This is a genomic window from Eubacterium callanderi, from assembly GCF_900142645.1.
GTDB lineage: Bacteria > Bacillota > Clostridia > Eubacteriales > Eubacteriaceae > Eubacterium > Eubacterium callanderi.
In genome coordinates, this window is record NZ_FRBP01000002.1 from 270162 (window position 1) to 287047 (window position 16886).

16 protein-coding genes and 1 tRNA gene are annotated in these 16886 nt (G+C 43.9%); 4 read left to right on the forward strand and 13 right to left on the reverse strand.

Annotated features, from left to right (window positions below; translation table 11 throughout):
- Positions 1–121: 121 nt before the first annotated feature.
- Positions 122–198, reverse strand: a tRNA-Pro gene (locus BUC22_RS03555).
- Positions 199–479: 281 nt separating this feature from the next.
- On the opposite strand from BUC22_RS03555, the gene gadC reads away from it, so the two are divergent.
- The 3 genes from gadC (at position 480) to BUC22_RS03570 (ending at position 4799) form a co-directional block, all read left to right on the forward strand.
- Positions 480–1907 (forward strand): glutamate/gamma-aminobutyrate antiporter, encoded by a 1428-nt coding sequence (gene gadC / locus BUC22_RS03560; protein WP_013381616.1) that lies wholly within the window; start codon positions 480–482, stop codon positions 1905–1907.
- Between the two features lie 17 nt (positions 1908–1924).
- The gene (locus tag BUC22_RS03565; RefSeq protein WP_013381617.1) at positions 1925–2962 is read left to right on the forward strand and encodes a 2-hydroxyacid dehydrogenase; all 1038 of its coding nucleotides are present in this window, start codon (positions 1925–1927) and stop codon (positions 2960–2962) included.
- Positions 2963–3074: 112 nt separating this feature from the next.
- Complete coding sequence (locus tag BUC22_RS03570) at positions 3075–4799, forward strand: SpoIIE family protein phosphatase (protein ID WP_013381618.1); 1725 nt, start codon at positions 3075–3077, stop codon at positions 4797–4799.
- Positions 4800–4830: 31 nt separating this feature from the next.
- Here BUC22_RS03570 and BUC22_RS03575 read toward each other — a convergent pair whose 3' ends face one another.
- From BUC22_RS03575 to BUC22_RS03615, 9 genes are all read right to left on the reverse strand, one after another.
- Positions 4831–6792: an FUSC family protein gene (locus BUC22_RS03575; RefSeq protein ID WP_013381619.1), complete on the reverse strand. Its 1962-nt coding sequence runs from the start codon at positions 6790–6792 to the stop codon at positions 4831–4833.
- 149 nt (positions 6793–6941) lie between these two features.
- Positions 6942–7223, reverse strand: a complete 282-nt coding sequence (locus BUC22_RS03580) for a metal-sensing transcriptional repressor (protein ID WP_013381620.1) — start codon at positions 7221–7223, stop codon at positions 6942–6944.
- A gap of 36 nt (positions 7224–7259) precedes the next feature.
- Positions 7260–8588, reverse strand: a complete 1329-nt coding sequence (locus BUC22_RS03585; protein WP_013381621.1) for an MATE family efflux transporter — start codon at positions 8586–8588, stop codon at positions 7260–7262.
- Between the two features lie 100 nt (positions 8589–8688).
- Positions 8689–9474, reverse strand: coding sequence for a bifunctional hydroxymethylpyrimidine kinase/phosphomethylpyrimidine kinase (thiD, locus tag BUC22_RS03590; RefSeq protein WP_013381622.1), 786 nt, complete (start codon positions 9472–9474; stop codon positions 8689–8691).
- Positions 9467–10120 carry a thiamine phosphate synthase gene (thiE, locus tag BUC22_RS03595; protein WP_013381623.1) on the reverse strand — a complete coding sequence of 218 codons (654 nt, stop codon included), beginning with the start codon at positions 10118–10120 and terminating at the stop codon, positions 9467–9469. The genes thiD and thiE overlap by 8 nt, the downstream gene beginning before the upstream one ends.
- A gap of 98 nt (positions 10121–10218) precedes the next feature.
- On the reverse strand, positions 10219–11064 hold the full coding sequence (gene thiM / locus BUC22_RS03600; protein WP_013381625.1) for a hydroxyethylthiazole kinase: 846 nt from the start codon (positions 11062–11064) through the stop codon (positions 10219–10221).
- Between the two features lie 73 nt (positions 11065–11137).
- Positions 11138–12472: a phosphomethylpyrimidine synthase ThiC gene (gene thiC / locus BUC22_RS03605; protein ID WP_013381626.1), complete on the reverse strand. Its 1335-nt coding sequence runs from the start codon at positions 12470–12472 to the stop codon at positions 11138–11140.
- Between the two features lie 216 nt (positions 12473–12688).
- Positions 12689–13303, reverse strand: coding sequence for a manganese efflux pump (locus tag BUC22_RS03610; protein ID WP_073382358.1), 615 nt, complete (start codon positions 13301–13303; stop codon positions 12689–12691).
- A 371-nt stretch (positions 13304–13674) separates the two neighbouring features.
- Positions 13675–14529, reverse strand: a complete 855-nt coding sequence (locus tag BUC22_RS03615; protein WP_013381628.1) for a DUF2238 domain-containing protein — start codon at positions 14527–14529, stop codon at positions 13675–13677.
- A 132-nt stretch (positions 14530–14661) separates the two neighbouring features.
- Between BUC22_RS03615 and BUC22_RS03620 the strand changes: the two genes are divergently transcribed.
- Positions 14662–15231 carry an Ig-like domain-containing domain gene (locus tag BUC22_RS03620; protein WP_013381629.1) on the forward strand — a complete coding sequence of 190 codons (570 nt, stop codon included), beginning with the start codon at positions 14662–14664 and terminating at the stop codon, positions 15229–15231.
- A gap of 37 nt (positions 15232–15268) precedes the next feature.
- Here the strand turns inward: BUC22_RS03620 and BUC22_RS03625 are convergent, their stop codons facing one another.
- The 3 genes from BUC22_RS03625 to BUC22_RS03635 form a co-directional block, all read right to left on the reverse strand.
- Positions 15269–16003 carry a gamma-glutamyl-gamma-aminobutyrate hydrolase family protein gene (locus BUC22_RS03625; RefSeq protein WP_041689910.1) on the reverse strand — a complete coding sequence of 245 codons (735 nt, stop codon included), beginning with the start codon at positions 16001–16003 and terminating at the stop codon, positions 15269–15271.
- Between the two features lie 111 nt (positions 16004–16114).
- Positions 16115–16522, reverse strand: coding sequence for a hypothetical protein (locus BUC22_RS03630; RefSeq protein WP_013381631.1), 408 nt, complete (start codon positions 16520–16522; stop codon positions 16115–16117).
- A gap of 54 nt (positions 16523–16576) precedes the next feature.
- Positions 16577–16843 carry a hypothetical protein gene (locus BUC22_RS03635; protein WP_013381632.1) on the reverse strand — a complete coding sequence of 89 codons (267 nt, stop codon included), beginning with the start codon at positions 16841–16843 and terminating at the stop codon, positions 16577–16579.
- Positions 16844–16886 lie beyond the last annotated feature (43 nt).

A 16886-nucleotide genomic window follows, 5' to 3' on the forward strand; every position in this document is an offset into this window, starting at 1 on the left:
GCCAATAATCAATTTTCTCCGTTTATTGACCCGTCTCTTCCATTCCCGTGTAGCTTGACTCATCTTATTCACCTGTTAGTTTACTTATTTTATATAAATCTCTGATTTTGAATAAAAAAAATGGTCTGAGTGAGAGGATTCGAACCTCCGGCCTCGTGAACCCCATTCACGCGCGCTACCAAACTGTGCTACACCCAGACATCGAAGATTATTATAGCGGTTTTTATGAAAAATTTCAAGAGGAAATCTCAATATTTAATAAAATAATAAGAAAAGTATCAAAAAAAGATGGATAATGTGGCTTCGAGCTGCTTCTGAGCCTTTGCCCCACTTTTTATCGAACAAAATAAAGCGCTACTTATTTAGAGCAAAACTTCCATTTTTATCAATTGACTTATTTTCTTTGTCCGTTAACTCGCTTTCCATCTGGGTATTTAACTATTAGCACTCCAAAAGATAAGGAATGGTACCTGTTTAAAATGAAAAATCAACTACTTAACAATACATCAAAAACTTCAAAGCTGACGCTTTTCAGTTTTTTCGCAATGACAGCGTCAATGGTTATGACAGCGGATAAATACGCGACCTTTGCCTCCTCGGGCTTCTCACTGGCTTTTTTTCTGGTTGCAGGCGGCTTTTTATGGTTCATACCCGTCTCGCTCTGCGCTGCAGAAATGGCTACCGTTGAAGGATGGGAGGAAGGCGGCGTGTTTACCTGGGTCGGAAAGACCATTGGTGAACGCTTTGGCTTTGCAGCCATATTTTTTCAGTGGTTCCAGATTACCATCGGATTCATATCAATGATTTACTTTATCCTTGGCTCATTCTCCTATGTCTTTAACATACCTGCTTTGGAACAAAATCCTTTCATTAAATTCATTGGTGTTCTGGTGGTTTTCTGGGCCCTGAGCTTATCACAGCTTGGCGGCACAAAATACACTGCCATGATCTCAAAAGTCGGCTTTATCGCTGGTATCCTTTTTCCAGTGCTGCTGCTTTTTGGATTAACCGGTGCTTATGTTTCCTCTGGCGGGCCCTTACATCTGGAAATGAATGTACATACCCTGATCCCCGATTTTAAGGATGTGGATGATCTGGTGATTTTCGCTTCGTTTATTCTGTCCTTTATGGGCATTGAGGTTTCAGCCACTCACGTTAACCAGTTAAAAAACCCCAGCCGGAATTACCCTCTGACCATGATTATCTTGGTTGTACTGGCTATTATTTTAAACACCGTAGGCGGCATTTCCGTCGCAATGGTTGTTCCTGCCCAGAACCTGAGCTACAGCTCGGGGGTCGTACAGACCTTTGAAAATCTGTTCCGCTACTTTAATCCAAATATGCTCTGGATGGTCCGTATTCTCGGCGCTATGATTGCCATTGGCGTTATGGCCGAGGTCAGCTCGTGGGTGGTCGGCCCATCGCGTGGTCTTTATGTTGCAGCCAAGGATAACCTGCTGCCAAAAATTTTTAAAAAGACCAACAGCCGCGGCATTCCCACAAACCTGATTTTAGGTCAGGGGATCATCGTAACGATCTGGGCTGCTGTCCTGACCTTTGGCGGCGGTGGAAACAACCTTTCATTTTTAACCGCCATTTCACTGTCTGTTGTGATTTATCTAATCACCTACTTTTTATTCTTCGGTGCTTATTTTATTCTACTCTACAAACATCCAGAATATAAACGCGCCTATCAGATACCCGGCGGACGCCTTGTCAAAACCATTATAGCCAGTGTTGGGCTATTGATGTCCATTTTCACCTTTGTGGTGACTTTTTTCCCGCCAGACCAGCTGGCGCCTGTCAATTATATCCGGTACGATATGATCCTGATTATCAGCTTTTTAATCGTACTGGCCCTCCCCTTTCTGCTCTATCATATTGAACGGAAAAAACATAAAAACTAAAGAAAGAAGGCACTTAAATGAAAATTGCTTTTTATGATACAAGACCCTACGATAAACTCTGGTTTGACCCTCTTCTGAAGGACGCAGGCCACGAACCGCGCTATATTGAAAACCGTTTGGATATCCATACTCTGGAGTATGCCCAGGGCGCTGACGCTATCTGTGTCTTTGTCAACGACAAGGTCACAAAGGAAATCGTAGACCGGCTGTCAGAAATGAACATACACCTCATTCTTCTGCGAAGCGCCGGCTATAATAACGTTGACATGAAGGAAGCCTATGAAAAACATATTCGGATTCTCAGGGTGCCGGCCTACTCCCCGGCTGCCGTTGCAGAATACGCTGCCTCACTGCTGCTGGCGGTTAACCGTAAAACCCATAAAGCCTATGCCCGAACCCGTGACTTCAATTTTAATATTGACGGTCTGACCGGCATGGATCTCTACGGCAAAACTGCCGGTGTCATTGGCACTGGGCGTATCGGTCAAATGATGATTGATATTTTAAAGGGCTTCCATATGAACATCATCGCTTACGATGTTTTCCCGAATTCCAAACTGGACATCCAGTACGTACCACTGGAAGAACTGATGGAAAAATCCGATATCATCTCACTCCACTGCCCTCTGACAGAAGAGACACGGCATATTATCAATGACCAGACCATTGGCATGATGAAGGATGGCGTCATTTTAATCAACACCTCACGCGGGGCGCTGATTGATACTCAGGCCTTGATTAAAGGGATTAACGCCCATAAAATTGGCGGAGTCGGCATGGATGTCTATGAGGAAGAGGACAGCTATTTCTTTGAAGATTGGTCTGATAAAATCATGGATGACCGCGATCTCGCAAGGATCATCACCTTCCCCAATGTCTTACTGACCAGCCATCAGGCCTTTTTAACAACAGAAGCGCTGCACCAGATTGCAGCTACTACCCTTGAAAACATAAAAGCGTATGAAGACGATGTATTCACCCCCAATGAAATCTGTTATCAGTGTGAAGAAAAAGGGGACTGCCACCGCCGGGAAAACCATCAAAAATGTTTCTAAACCTGTTAATTACACAAGCTCCGAAGGACAGATGACCCTATCGTCCTTCGGCTTGTTGCGTTTTAGATAATCTGTGTTATAATGGGTGCAACCTTCATCAAGGAGATTTTATATGGACAACACAAACAGGGAGCTATCCATCCCTTTTAAAATAATGATTGCCCTGATCATGGCCTTTGTCTACGCGGCTCTTAACATTCTTCTGGCAGATTTCAGCCTGGTCGAAGTGCCTTATGTATCCATCCGGCCCCAGCTCATTCTTCCCTTGCTTTCAGGGTATCTTCTGGGGCCTTTTTATGGCTTTACTGTCGGCTTTCTCGGCAACGCCATGAGTGACATGGTTACCGGTTACGGCATTGAGTTTTTGCTGAACTGGAGCATCGCCAATGGCCTGTACGGCTTAATCATGGGCTTTTTCCCTAAAAACGAGGACAAAATCCGGACCAACCGGTCCTTTACCATCTTTTTTTTATATATTCTGCTGGTCAACATTGTCCCCGCAGCCTATGCCCTGCTGACGCGGGTCGTGGAACCTGGAGTCGATGCCCTGCAAAAATTCATTGGCCTGGGGCTACCCATTGTTGTCTCAAATACGCTTGTCTGCACGCTGCTTTTCCCGATAGTACTGATGTTTTTGAAAAAGATTGAGCTGAATTTTGAGATCAAAATCACTCTTTTAGTGTATTATTTTTCCCTGATCTCTGTAATGGCGGTTTTTGCAGCGACCATTGGTATCCTGTACAGCATGAACCTGCTCAACACCGATAACCAAACCTTTGCTCTGATTATTTATGACTTATCCATTATACCGCTGGTCGCCATCAACCTGATCGGTTTCGGCATTTCAAACGCCATCAGTCAAAAGCTTTTAAACCCTTTGCTGATCATGACAGAAGACATAAAACAGATGGATGGGAAAAGCTGGGATAAAAAACTGGATATCCATACAGGTGATGAGCTGGAGGTTCTCGCCACTGCTTTTAATGAAATGATTGATAAAATCAATGACACTATGCACAAGCTCTGGGATAATATTGCAGAAAAAGAACGTCTGGCGGCCGAAAAGGAAAGAACCTCTACCGAATTGAACATCGCTCAGCAGATTCAAACGGCCATGCTGCCCGATCCTTTTCCAACCTTCCCGGACCGGACAGAATTCAGCATCAGTGGCCGCATGACTCCAGCCAAGGAAATCGGCGGCGACTTTTATGATTTCTTTTTAATGGATGATGACAAGCTCGTTTTTATCATCGCAGATGTATCGGGCAAGGGCGTTCCTGCCGCTCTTTTCATGATGAGCTCAAAGGAACATATTATCGACCAGGTGCTAACCGGTCTGGATGTTGATGAAATCTTCACAAGAGCCAACCATCATTTATATAAAAACACAGCCGAAGGTGTTTTCCTGACCACCTTCCTTGGTATACTAAACCTGAAAACTGGTATCCTGTCCTTTGTCAACGCAGGGCACAATCCCCCGCTTTTAAGACGTCAAAATGAAAAGTTTGAGCCTCTTAATATGGATTCGGGTTTTGTCATGTCCATTCTTCCCGATGTGCACTACAAGCGCCAAACGCTTAAGCTTAATCCTGGCGACACACTCTTTTTATATACGGACGGTGTCACCGAAGCAGTGGATAAAAGCGGTGTCTTTTTTCAGGAATACCGCCTAAAAAAAGCGTTGAATGAACTCCCCCATTACGATGATCACTCTTCAGAGTATATTCTTCATCAAATTCGCGATTTTCTGTCCGAATTCACACAGGATGCCGAGCAGCACGATGACATTACCATGCTCTGCCTCAAATTCCGTCATCCAATGGTCTGTACAAATTAAAAAACCGGACTCTGTACAGGGGGCCGGTTTTTTAAAAACTACTGATGTTTTTTTCGACAAAGGCCAGAAACACCTTGGCCTCTGCCTGACCAGCGCTCAGCCGGCGCATGATGTAGCTTCCATCTGTTTTTACAATTATATCTTCCGGTTCCTGACCGGACGTATCCTCTCTTTTCAGACACTGCTGTATCTTTTTAAACCAGACTCCCAACCGTTCAACGGCTTCCCTGACAAACCATTCTTCCTTTATTTCAACTCCTTGCAGCGCAATCAGATAATAGACATCAATCAAAGCCGTCATAAGCTGACGGTTCTCCGCTAAAAAGCCTTCCACAAGCCGGCCACAAGAACCAAAGGCCGACGCCTGATAATTCATCTCAATCTGGTCGCTGATAAGATAGGATTTAAGGATAATTTCCCGAACAATGTCTCGGTGCGTCTCTCCATCCAGCAGCTCCTCTATACATCTAACCATCGCCTGGTCCAGCAGGACCAGACGATCCATATCTATTTTGAACTGATCATAATACCGCATAGGCAATATAAATTTACTGGCGAGTATGGACACAAGGACCGCACCTGTGGTAAAAAGCAGCCGCAGTTCCAAAGCGTAGGTGGACTGCATGGACAATGTTGTCTGTGAAAGCGCAAAGCAGGTGGCAAAAACCACAAGGGTTGAATAATCATCCGCCGCGTAAATGCAGAAAGCGGCAATGACCGCCAAAACCATATGTTCAGGATATGTGGTGAAAATCGAAAAAAGAAAAAAAGCGGCTATCAGCCCAATAACGGTTCCTTTTATTCGGTCCAGGCTTTTACTCACACTCTCATCATAAAAAGGACGTGTGAGTAAATAAGCGGCCAATGGCAGCCAGTATCCATGTGTTACTGGTAAAAGCCTGGATACTAAAAATGTAAACGTCAAAACCAACGATAGCCTGACGCCAAAACGAAATTTAAAAGACGATCTTGAAAGATGGGCATAGAGACGCCACAACATTCTCGATTTTCTTGGCACCACCCATTCCCTGTAAATACCCTTTCCGGCTGTTTCCGAAATGCCCTCCAAAGCGTTGATCAAAAGATTAATATCCAGCAGCATACTGTCATTAATATCCGCCTGATCCATAAAACAGTGGTCAGAAAAATCAATTAACTCGTGGATAACTTCGTTGTATTCACGGCTGTCAAAAACCCCGTTCAGGTGTTCCAGAACCTTTATAAGTTTCTCAAGATAAAGCCTGTTGGCATCAGTCATCAGTTCTGGCTTTCTGAAAAATGTCAGTATTAAATTTTCCATTCGCTGGAAAATCATCACCAGCCGAAAATAGCAGGCGCCCTCAATGGTTGTAAAATATCGAAACCGCCTTGTTTTATAAATCCGGCCGCACAGGTTCTGGTTGATATTTAAAAGGGCGCGCTGCGCCTCCTGGGCCGCTTTATGGTTGCCCTGAATCAGAGCCGAAAAAGACTCTGTGATCTTGATAAAAGCATTTTTTGAAATATCATGAATAGCTGGTACTGGCCTAAAATGCTTCCATATCCTCAAGCCAATATAGACCAGAAGAAAAGAGTAGACCAGCGCCAAAAGACGCATGGGAATATCGGTCAGCTGAATGGGGATCAGCTGCATAAAAACAAAACTCATTCCAAAAGGAAAGTAGCTGCCAGGTGTATACTCATCCGTCATAAAATAAACGAGTAAAAACGGAACCGCTAAATTAACGATAAGCGTCATCGCAAGGTTAAGCCCTGCCGCAAAGGCGCAAAAGGCGAGAAGTATGTTAATGCTCAGGGCTCTCAGGATATGCCACTCCACCCCATTCTCATCACGTGTTCTGAGAAAAAGAACGGTTACCGGTGACGCCAGCATAGCGTTAGCCACACCGAAAAAAAACTGATTGGAAAAGAAAATAGATAAAAGGATCAGCGCAGGCGGAAATGCCTTGATGAAATGCTCTTTAATTTTCAGGGCTTTTATAGACTCTCGCATACTGCTCTCACCTCTTTATCCCCTGTTTTTAAAACTTTGACACGAAAAATGAAGACCCACTTCCTGGCTAAACGCCTGTGTCCGTAAACCAAAAGAACATAACAGAAGGTCTTCAAATTTTAGAATATCATAAAATCCTTTAAATATTATTATTTTATAAACTTGTCGATGGCATCATTTAATTCCGCTAAAACCTCCAGATCATTTTCCTCCACAGCATCAACAACACAATGGCTGATATGATCTTTTAAAATCAACTTACCAATATTATTGATAGCAGATTTCACTGCAGATACCTGTATTAGAATTTCACTGCAATCTCTTCCTTCCTCCACCATCCTTTTTACAGACTCCATATGGCCGATGGCCCGTGACATCCGGTTGATAACCGCCCTGCGGTTTTCATGCTCATGTTCATGCTTAGCTGCCATTTTATTTCTCCTGTTCACCTTATTCTTTTATCTGTATTATATAGCAACCATCTGCCATTTGCCACCATTAAAACGCCGAAGCAGTAAAAAGCCCCGCACTGAGATATCAATAATATAGGCTGTCCATACCCCTATCAGACCAAAGCCGCAGATAATGCCAAGAAAATAACCAATGCAGACCCTTATCCCCCAGATACCAAACAGCGTTAAAAACATGGGATACCGCGTATCGCCAGCTCCCTGCAGAGCACTCTCGATGACTTGTGTGATCGCGCTGCAAGGCTGAAAAAAGGCAATCATCCGCAGAACTCCCACTGTAAGCATCTGCACCTCCGGTGTTGAGCTGAAGGCAGCTGCAAAGAACGGCGCAAAAATGAAAATTATGATCCCCATTGATACCATAAAGATTGTTGAAAGCGCGTTCGCAGCCAGCGCCATCCGGTGTGCCTTCTCCGGATTGTTCTCTCCCAGGCCAATGCCCACCAATGTTGCCGCTGCCACACCAAACCCCATGGAAGGGATATAGGTATAGTTTTCAATGGTTCCTGCAATGTTATGGGCCACATAGGCGTATGACCCGATGGATAAAATCATGGCACCGTATACCAGCTGGCCTGCACGCATAATAAGCTTTTCCCCGCCAGCAGGGACGCCAATACGCAAAATTGACCGGATCATTTCCACATCAACACCCCAGCCCCTGAGCGGCAGTCTCAAAAATCCGGTTCCCTTTGTCAGCCAGATAAACAGAATACCGACGCCAAAAGCACGGGACAACGTTGTCGCAAGAGCCAGTCCCATAATACCAAGTCCAAGCTTTATAAAAAAAATATTAAATAAAATGTTCAGTACATTGGCGATCCCTGTGGCGACCATTGGCGTAACATTGTCCTTAGTAGCTCTCAGACAGCTGGATAAAACCAACGAAAGACATAAGAACACAATGGGAACGACCACGACCATATAATATGGTATGGCATAAACCAAAATGTCCTCACCGGCACCAGAAATTTCAAGAATTGGCCTGTAAAACAATAAGTTCAGCGCTCCGACAATAATACCGATAAAAAAGCTAAGCAAAAAAGATTGCTGGAGTGCCCTGTTCCCCCTTTCCGCATCACTACGGCCAACATATCTACCAATAACTGCCAATGTGCCAACACTGACGGCTGTAAAAAAAGCAATAAAGATATTGACAATCAGGTTCGTTACGCCAACTGCTGCAATGGCATCATCTGAGATCTGTCCTGCAAAAAAGGTATCAACCGTCCCCAAAAGTGTCTGTAGAACAGTCTCCACCATTACCGGCAACGCTAACAAACCAATGACCTTCAAATCGTTTCTATTCATTTTCAAATGAAACATGATGCACCTCCATAACCCCTATGGGGGGTTATGTTCAGTATAGCATCCTTTATGCGGTTTTACAAGCAAATTAAAAACCCCCTTAGGGGGTTAAGTAAAATTATTTTTTCAATTGATACAAATGATTCAACGGTCCGTTTCCCTTTCCAAGATCAAGGCCATCCAATATTGCGCCATACACATAGGCTTTCGCATTTTTAACAGCATCCATCATAGCAACACCCTGTGCCAGATTTGCGGCAATCGCAGAGGACAGCGTACAGCCGGTACCATGCGTGTTGGGATTGTCGACCTTTTCTTCGGGGAGCCAGTAGCCAAACCCCTCATAATAAAACAAGTCATCTGCCCGGTCCTCTAAATGTCCACCTTTTACCAATATCGCACCTTTATAATAGCCAGCAATATCACGGGCAGCGCGGATCATATCATTTTTAGATTTAATGGGAATACCTGACAAAATCTCAGCCTCCGAAATGTTCGGAGTGATCAAATCCGCCAATGGCATGAGTTCGTTAATTAAAACTGACTGGGCTGTCCTGTCAAAAAGCGCGTCACCACTTGTGGCAACCATGACCGGGTCCAGCACAATATTCTTGGGGGCATATTCCTTTAACTTTTTCGCAATGGCATGGATAATCGCTTCTGAAGAAACCATACCTATTTTCACCGCATCTGGCACAATGTCTGTAAAGACTGCATCCATCTGGGCTTCCACCATCTTTTCAGAAATATTTTCTACAGTGAATACACCAGTTGTATTCTGTGCTGTTATGGCCGTAATGACGCTCATACCATAAACACCGTAAACCGTAAAAGTTTTGAGATCTGCCTGTATACCTGCACCTCCGCTGCAATCGGAGCCTGCAATTGTCAATGCCTTAATCATTTGATTTCACCATCTTTTCAGATAATTTTCGAATTTTCTGTGCCGCCGCTCGTGTATCTGGCTGAGCAAACACCGCAGAGATAACTGCGACGCCGTCAACCTTTGAGCCAGAGAGCTCTAAAAGATTTTCTTCACTGATACCACCAATGGCAACCACAGGGATTTTCACACTGCTGCAGATGCTCTTAAGTGTCTCAAAAGAAACCGCTTTGGCATCCGTCTTTGTAGAAGTTGAGAAAACTGCCCCCACACCGAGATAATCCGCGCCTTCTTTCTCTGCTGCCAAAGCCTGTTCCAGTGTCTGCGCAGATACACCCAGAATTTTATTTGGGCCGATCTTCTTACGGGTTTCCGCAACAGCGCCATCGCTTTGCCCAATGTGTACTCCGTCTGCGTCCACCTCTAAAGCAATTTCTACCTCATCATTGATGACATAGGGGATCCCTGCGGCCCTTGCCAGTTCCTTCAGGTTTCGTGCTTCGTGTAGAAAATCCTGATGCGCCATGTCCTTTTCCCTGATCTGAAGAAAGGTAGCACCGCCATCTATCGCAGCACAAACCTCTTCCTCAAGGGTACTTTCGCCAAGCCAGGAACGGTCTGTAACGATATAGAGCAGCATATCTTCTTTTTTCACATTGTTTTTCATAATTCTCCTAATTTGACAGTCAAATTTCAACTTTCACTTTTCCTGTTTATTTTATACCCGATTGAAATATTTTATAACATTATTTTAGCTTTTTCACCTCATGGAATCAAGGTAATTTTTGCATAAGTTTCAATGGTTTTTCCTGTCATCGTACTGATATTATCAATGATAAAAGTCCTTAGACTTCCTGTCCCCAGCTGATTATTTGTAACCTGACGCGAAGCCAGCTCACCGGCAATTCCCATGCTGGCCACCGCGCATACCACCGCTTCCAAAGCCTTCTCAGGATTGGCTGCCACATAGGCTGCCGTCATGGCACTGAGCATGCAGCCCGTACCAGTAATCTTAGACATATCGTGATGTCCGTTTTTGACCACATAAGCTTTCCCGGCATCTGCAATAAGGTCCATTGCTCCTGTGACCGCAATGACCGCACCTGCTCTTTCAGCCAGCTCTTTAGCTAAAGTGACGGTAGTGTCCAGTGTCTCATCAGTCACTTCATCATTAACATCGGCATCTACCCCCTTTGTGGTACCTGCTCCAGCATAAACTGTCTTAATCTCAGAGATATTACCACGGATAACAGCAAACTTCACTTCTTTCAATAGCTGATAAGTTGTTTCTGTCCTGAACTTTGAAGCGCCGGCCCCCACAGGGTCCAGTATCACAGGATGCCCCAGTTCATTGGCTTTTTTCCCCGCGGCAATCATAGATTCTACAGTCCGACTGTTCAGTGTCCCGATATTGAGTACCAAAGCACTGCAAATGGTGGTAATCTCCTCTACCTCTTCAATATCATCTGCCATGATCGGGGATGACCCCATGGCCAAAAGTATATTTGCACAGTCATTGACTGTGACATAATTTGTAATATTATGAACCAGCTGTGGCTTTATCTGGGTGTTTTCAAAAATATCGACAAAATTTTTGTTTAATTGGATCATCTTTTCTCCTTTAAAGTGAAAGCGCAGGTGACTGCCGGCCTTTTAAGCCGCACCATTCACCTGCGCACCTGGTTTATTTATCAGAAGGACACTCCTTTGTGTCTTCCATAATGTCCACATGCTCTCCGTTTAAAACCTTGTTCATGTTTCTAACTGAGCACATCTTTCCGCACATGGTACAGGTATCCTGGTTCTCTGGGGTCGACTCCGCGCGGTAACGCTTTGCTTTTTCGGGATCAATAGCAAGGCCAAACATTTTTTCCCAGTCCAGCTCGCGTCTGGCAACTCCCATCTGATAATCCCAATCAGCCGCCCCTGGCAGTCCTTTGGCAATATCCGCTGCGTGGGCTGCAATTTTTGACGCGATAATACCCTCCTTAACGTCATCGACATCCGGTAGTCTCAAATGCTCAGCTGGTGTGACATAGCACAGGAAGGACGCCCCGTAGGTCGCCGCGATAGCACCGCCAATGGCCGAAGTAATATGGTCATAGCCTGGCGCGATGTCTGTTACGAGTGGGCCAAGCACATAGAAGGGGGCGCCTTTGCAGATTGTCTGCTGAATTTCCATATTAGCCTGAATCTGGTTAAGCGGCATATGACCAGGCCCTTCAACAATGATCTGGACATTCTTATCCCATGCACGCTGTGTCAGTTCTCCAAGAACCACCAGCTCAGAAATCTGTGAAATATCACCGGCATCCGCAATACATCCAGGTCTGCAGGCGTCACCAAGGCTAATGGTAACATCATACTCCTGACAGATTTCCAGAATCTCATCATAAAACTCAAAGAATGGGTTTTCATTGCCGGTCATTTCCATCCATGCAAAAATAAGCGAACCTCCGCGGGATACAATATTCATCAAACGTCCGTTATTCTTGAAGCGGTCTGCAGTTGAACGGTTGATCCCACAATGCAGCGTCAGAAAATCAACACCATCCTCTGCATGCATGCGCACAACATCGATCCACTCCTGAGAAGTAATCTCCTGAAGCGGCTTATTGTAATAAACCACAGCATCGTAGATTGGTACAGTGCCGAGCATGGCCGGGCAGCTCTCTGTCAGTTTGCGTCTGAATTTGCGTGTATCTCCAAAAGAGCTCAGGTCCATGATGGCTTCTGCGCCCATGTCAACAGCACGCTTCACCTTTTCCATTTCTACATCCAGGTTCAAACAGTCTCTGGATGTTCCAAGATTGACGTTGATCTTTGTCTTCAACGCACTGCCGACCCCATAGGGTGTCAGGCAACGGTGATTCTTGTTGGCAGGTATAGCAACCTGCCCTTTTGCCACCAGGCCCATTAAATTACTTAAAGGCATATTTTCATATTCCGCGACGCGCTTCATCGCTTCCGTTTCAATGCCACGGCGCGCGGCATCCATTTGAGTTGTGTACAGCTCCATATTTTCTCCTTAACTTTTTCAGTTTTTCAACAAAAAAAGCGCACCCACGGGTACGCGCTTAGCTCAACTTGTCCTCCCTACGACGGCGTTACACCGCATCAGGTAAAACGGGTTTAGGATTCAATCCAATCTCAGCAAAAGCTCCCCGGGCATCAACTCATTTGTCTTTTTAATTCTATCCTAAGTGCACCAAAATAACAAGAAGTTTCTTCATATTTACCAAAACATTTCAATTAAACCTAAGATAACCAATAATACACCAGAAACGGCCGGCGCATAATCCCCCAAAAGAGGGCCGACCACCTGTCCTCCAAGCCGGAAGCCAGACCATAAAGCAACAAGGCTTATAATAAACGTACACACAGCAGTCAGGCCAATACTGACGCCTGTGATACTGGCGGCTATCCCTGTTCCCAGATTATTAAAGGTCAGACCAAGGGCAACTGTTACAATTTCACGGTAGCGAATATGGTCCTTATCCTGAACCGATGCATCCACCACATCTGCCATTTCACCTGTATTTTTCATAGCGTAGCTGCCTGATTTTTTCTCCTTTAAAAGCTTGATGATTCCCTGTATGGCAAAATAAACACCCAGCAGTATAATAATCCCAGCGCCAAGATCATTTCCTATCCTGTCTGGAATATAACCAGACAGCCATTTGCCAAAGAGCATGGCGATGACCGTTCCTGTTGTTGTAATAACAGCCACAGTCAGGTTCGAAACCGCGTTAAGATGAATTTTTTTAATTCCGAAGGCCAGACCAACCACAATGTTATCAAGATTGGACGAAAGGCTGAATAGCAAAGCGGATACAATGAAAATAAGCATTTTACCATGCTCCCTGTTTATTTTATACGTTCTTTTTTATATTATACCTTTTTATCCATGTGAATTATCGCTGTCCTCTGGTAAATTTTATCAAAAAACAAAGATACCTGGCACCCCCTTGCACCAGGTATCTAACTCCCCTTCATTTTCCCCATTAAGAAAACGTTCATCCAGATATCATTTTCGAAGATGGTATCCCCCTTGATTCCACCTTATATCTTACGTTTCAAAAACGTTTTCATTAACTGTCAATAATGATAACATTTCCATCAGTAATTGTCAAGTTATTTTATTAACAAATCGGCTACAGAAACCCTAAACCCCAATTAAATGCAGAGAGAGGCGCCACATTTTCGCAGCACCTCCCTGTTTTACTCTTTGGTGTTTATCCCAGAATTTCTCGAATTTTCAAAAGTATCCGTTTCCGCATTTTCTTCCAACTGTTTCTTCTTGAGCTTTGGCATAAAACGCTTGACGAAGGTCCCTTTTCCACGGCCCTTAATGTAAAACAAACCAAAAACCGAGAAGACCACTGCGCCGATAAAATTAACGAATAAATCGGACATTGTATCCACCAGTCCAATATCAATATAACCGCCATAGTTCCAGGTCTGCCCATTAACCACAATACTCTCGATTGGGATGGTTACCGCAACATTTTTGCCTTCAGGGTTAAATATAACCGAGCTGATACTGTGAATGATCGTATCTTTTTGCATATCGGTTTGGAAAAACCAATCGGCTCCAAACTCAAAAAACTCCCAAAGCACACCAATGGTCATTGAAAAACAAAATGCAAAAACAGCTACAAAAACCGGTGAAAGGCTCATGCTGAAATTTTCATTTTGATTTAAAATATCAATCAATGAAAAGCCAATGGCCGCCATTAAAAAACCGTTTATGGTGTGCAGCATCGCATCCCAATGGTCAAAAATCAGATAATATTCCTGAATCTCGCCTAAAATTTCTGCTGAAAAAATAAATAATATAATAATAATTTCAAGAGTTGTTGGCATTTCAATGTGAAGCTGCTTGTCCACAAAGCTTGGAATCATAAATAAAATCAATGTCAGCACACATAGAAAAACGTTGTTCCAATTTTGATTCCAGATCTGTGCGATCATAACTGCAACAACCAAGACACGAAGCAGTATATACAAAAAAACCTTGCCACTGCTTTTTCCTGCTGATTCACCTGTATTCTTTTCTCTCTTTTCCTTTTTCAAAAACTATCTCCCTTCTAAAAATTTTCACTGTTTTTCTGAACCATTATAACACACATGCAGAAAAATCGTTTTTTATTTAAGAATTTTGGGTAATTGTTATTATATCTTATGTAAAATGAAGGAGTAGCTAAAATGAAAAATAAATGTTTGAAAATAAGCTTTACTGTGATTCTCTCCATTCTGCTGTTGAGCAGCTTCAGCCCAATTTTGGCTGAAACACCAGCCGGAGACCCTGCTCTCAACGAGGGGGCGGTTGGCAGTCCTCTCACCTTAACCTCCAGCGTCCCACAGGACGGCGCCACAAATGTACAGCCCTTCACGGAAATTTCCGTATCCTTTAACCAGAATGTGGTCAACACAGCCGTAAGGGCGACAAACGAGAAGGCTGTAAGCCTTTGGAGTAAAGGCAAACAGGTGGATGCCGACATTGTCTTATCCGATGATCTGATTGATCCTGAAGACTGGGGGACCATCCGCATTAATCCAAAGAATAATTTGAAAAGCAATCAAGAATACATCATAAAAGTGGATAAAATTTTGACTTCAACAACAGGAGAACACTTGCAGGCCCCTGTGGAAATTCATTTTACCACTGTAAAATCCGCTTCTTCCATTACCGGAACTTCAATTGCAGTGGTTGCTGCCATTGTCATCATCGCCGCTATTATTATTGGTATTCTCTACAAAAGGCGCAAACGTTAATTTAAAAAGACGCATCCGATAATGGATGCGTCTTTTATTATGCCTTATTTTTCGCTGCCTCCACAAAGGCTTTAAATAAATCATATTCGTATGAACGCTTAGGCCACAGAAACTCAGGATGCCACTGGATTGCCAGACCATAAGTCATATCTGGTATCTCAACAGCTTCCACCAGTCCATCCTTTGCGCGCGCTGTCGCCTCCAGTTCTGGGGAAAGCTCCGCGATTCCCTGGTGGTGCATACTGTTGACACGAATTGTTTTTTCACCGATAATTTCAAACAGCTTACTGCCTTCTTTAATCTCAATATCGTGCACCGGAAAAACAAACTCTGTTTTCTGGGAATGCTGTACAGGATCTGGATCCTTTTTTTGTGCGATCAGATCCTGATAAAGCGTACCGCCCAGAGCCACATTAAAAAACTGAAGGCCGCGGCAGACACCAAAAAGGGCTTTGTCCTGTTTCCGGACTTCATCAAACAAAATCACTTCCATATAATCCCGTTCCGGCGAAACCTCATTGCAATATTCGGTCATTTCCTGATTGTAGAGCGCCGGGTCCACATCCTGTCCGCCAGTAAATAAAAAGCCGTCAAACTCATTTACCAACGCACGTATATCCGCTTCATTTTTTAAGAGCGGCAAAAGAAAAGGCATGCCGGAGACCTCCAGAATACCATTTAAATATCCCGGAAAAATCCAGATGCTGTTCCATTTACTTGCCTGTTTTGTATCATAAAGGGGCAGTACCCCTATTTTAGGTTTTCTTTCCATTCTGTTTTCCTCCAACAAAATATAAAAAAAGTATTTCCTCAAGCTTTTGCCATTGAAATACTTTAAAATAATATTACCCCAAATTCTTTGAAATAACAAGCCTTTTCTTTATCAGTCAATCCCAAAATCGGCCATGCGCTTGTCCAGTTCGGCCATGGCATCGTCATCCAGATCATAACGATCCAGCAGGTTCAAAAGATCCTCGCATTTTTCACGGATAGCTCCTGCGGTGGCTTCATCGCCCTCTTCCTTGAAAATCTTGCTGTCCTCTTTTAACAGGTCCACAAGTGTCAGCACCTTTTTAGGTTCGACCTCCCCAAAATTTACCAAAAGATCAAAGACAGTTTCTGATGGCAGGCTGAGAATCATATCAAGCGACATGCCCAGAAGGCTTTGATACTGATCATTGGCCAGTGAGTGACACTCTGCATATTCCTTTTTTGACCGCTTGAAAATTATTTCGCTGACTGCCCGGCACATTGCTCCGATCATTTCCATCAAATAGTCATTTTTCAGCATGGTTTTCTCCTGTCTGTTTATACCTGAAAAAATCCCGGCGAACCGGGACCTTTTTTATTCGGTTGTTGTATCCTCTACTACCTGGACCTCACCGTTTTCCATGTCAACGGTTATACTGACAAACTGCGTTTCATTCTTTTCGTCACCGGCTGTCAAAATCTCATCGGCGTTCACATCATCCATTTTCCAGGTAATTTTAAAAATATTTCCTATCGTTTCAGAGCTGGAAGTCATGTTCTTCGTGTTCTGACGAAGAAACTCCTGTCCTATATGCTCTATAAACTTTCTTGTCGCAATTTTCTCTGCTGCGTAAGCATCCATCCTTTTTCCACCTCATTCTATATCATTCAATACATTTATAGAC

What these genes read in the sequence shown, in the direction of transcription:
- gadC (WP_013381616.1), top strand. Translation starts at nt 480, where the DNA reads ATGAAAAATCAACTACTTAACAATACATCAAAAACTTCAAAGCTGACG.
- BUC22_RS03565 (WP_013381617.1), top strand. Translation starts at nt 1,925, where the DNA reads ATGAAAATTGCTTTTTATGATACAAGACCCTACGATAAACTCTGGTTT.
- BUC22_RS03570 (WP_013381618.1), top strand. Translation starts at nt 3,075, where the DNA reads ATGGACAACACAAACAGGGAGCTATCCATCCCTTTTAAAATAATGATT.
- BUC22_RS03575 (WP_013381619.1), bottom strand. Translation starts at nt 6,792, where the DNA reads ATGCGAGAGTCTATAAAAGCCCTGAAAATTAAAGAGCATTTCATCAAG.
- BUC22_RS03580 (WP_013381620.1), bottom strand. Translation starts at nt 7,223, where the DNA reads ATGGCAGCTAAGCATGAACATGAGCATGAAAACCGCAGGGCGGTTATC.
- BUC22_RS03585 (WP_013381621.1), bottom strand. Translation starts at nt 8,588, where the DNA reads ATGTTTCATTTGAAAATGAATAGAAACGATTTGAAGGTCATTGGTTTG.
- thiD (WP_013381622.1), bottom strand. Translation starts at nt 9,474, where the DNA reads ATGATTAAGGCATTGACAATTGCAGGCTCCGATTGCAGCGGAGGTGCA.
- thiE (WP_013381623.1), bottom strand. Translation starts at nt 10,120, where the DNA reads ATGAAAAACAATGTGAAAAAAGAAGATATGCTGCTCTATATCGTTACA.
- thiM (WP_013381625.1), bottom strand. Translation starts at nt 11,064, where the DNA reads ATGATCCAATTAAACAAAAATTTTGTCGATATTTTTGAAAACACCCAG.
- thiC (WP_013381626.1), bottom strand. Translation starts at nt 12,472, where the DNA reads ATGGAGCTGTACACAACTCAAATGGATGCCGCGCGCCGTGGCATTGAA.
- BUC22_RS03610 (WP_073382358.1), bottom strand. Translation starts at nt 13,303, where the DNA reads ATGCTTATTTTCATTGTATCCGCTTTGCTATTCAGCCTTTCGTCCAAT.
- BUC22_RS03620 (WP_013381629.1), top strand. Translation starts at nt 14,662, where the DNA reads ATGAAAAATAAATGTTTGAAAATAAGCTTTACTGTGATTCTCTCCATT.
- BUC22_RS03625 (WP_041689910.1), bottom strand. Translation starts at nt 16,003, where the DNA reads ATGGAAAGAAAACCTAAAATAGGGGTACTGCCCCTTTATGATACAAAA.
- BUC22_RS03630 (WP_013381631.1), bottom strand. Translation starts at nt 16,522, where the DNA reads ATGCTGAAAAATGACTATTTGATGGAAATGATCGGAGCAATGTGCCGG.
- BUC22_RS03635 (WP_013381632.1), bottom strand. Translation starts at nt 16,843, where the DNA reads ATGGATGCTTACGCAGCAGAGAAAATTGCGACAAGAAAGTTTATAGAG.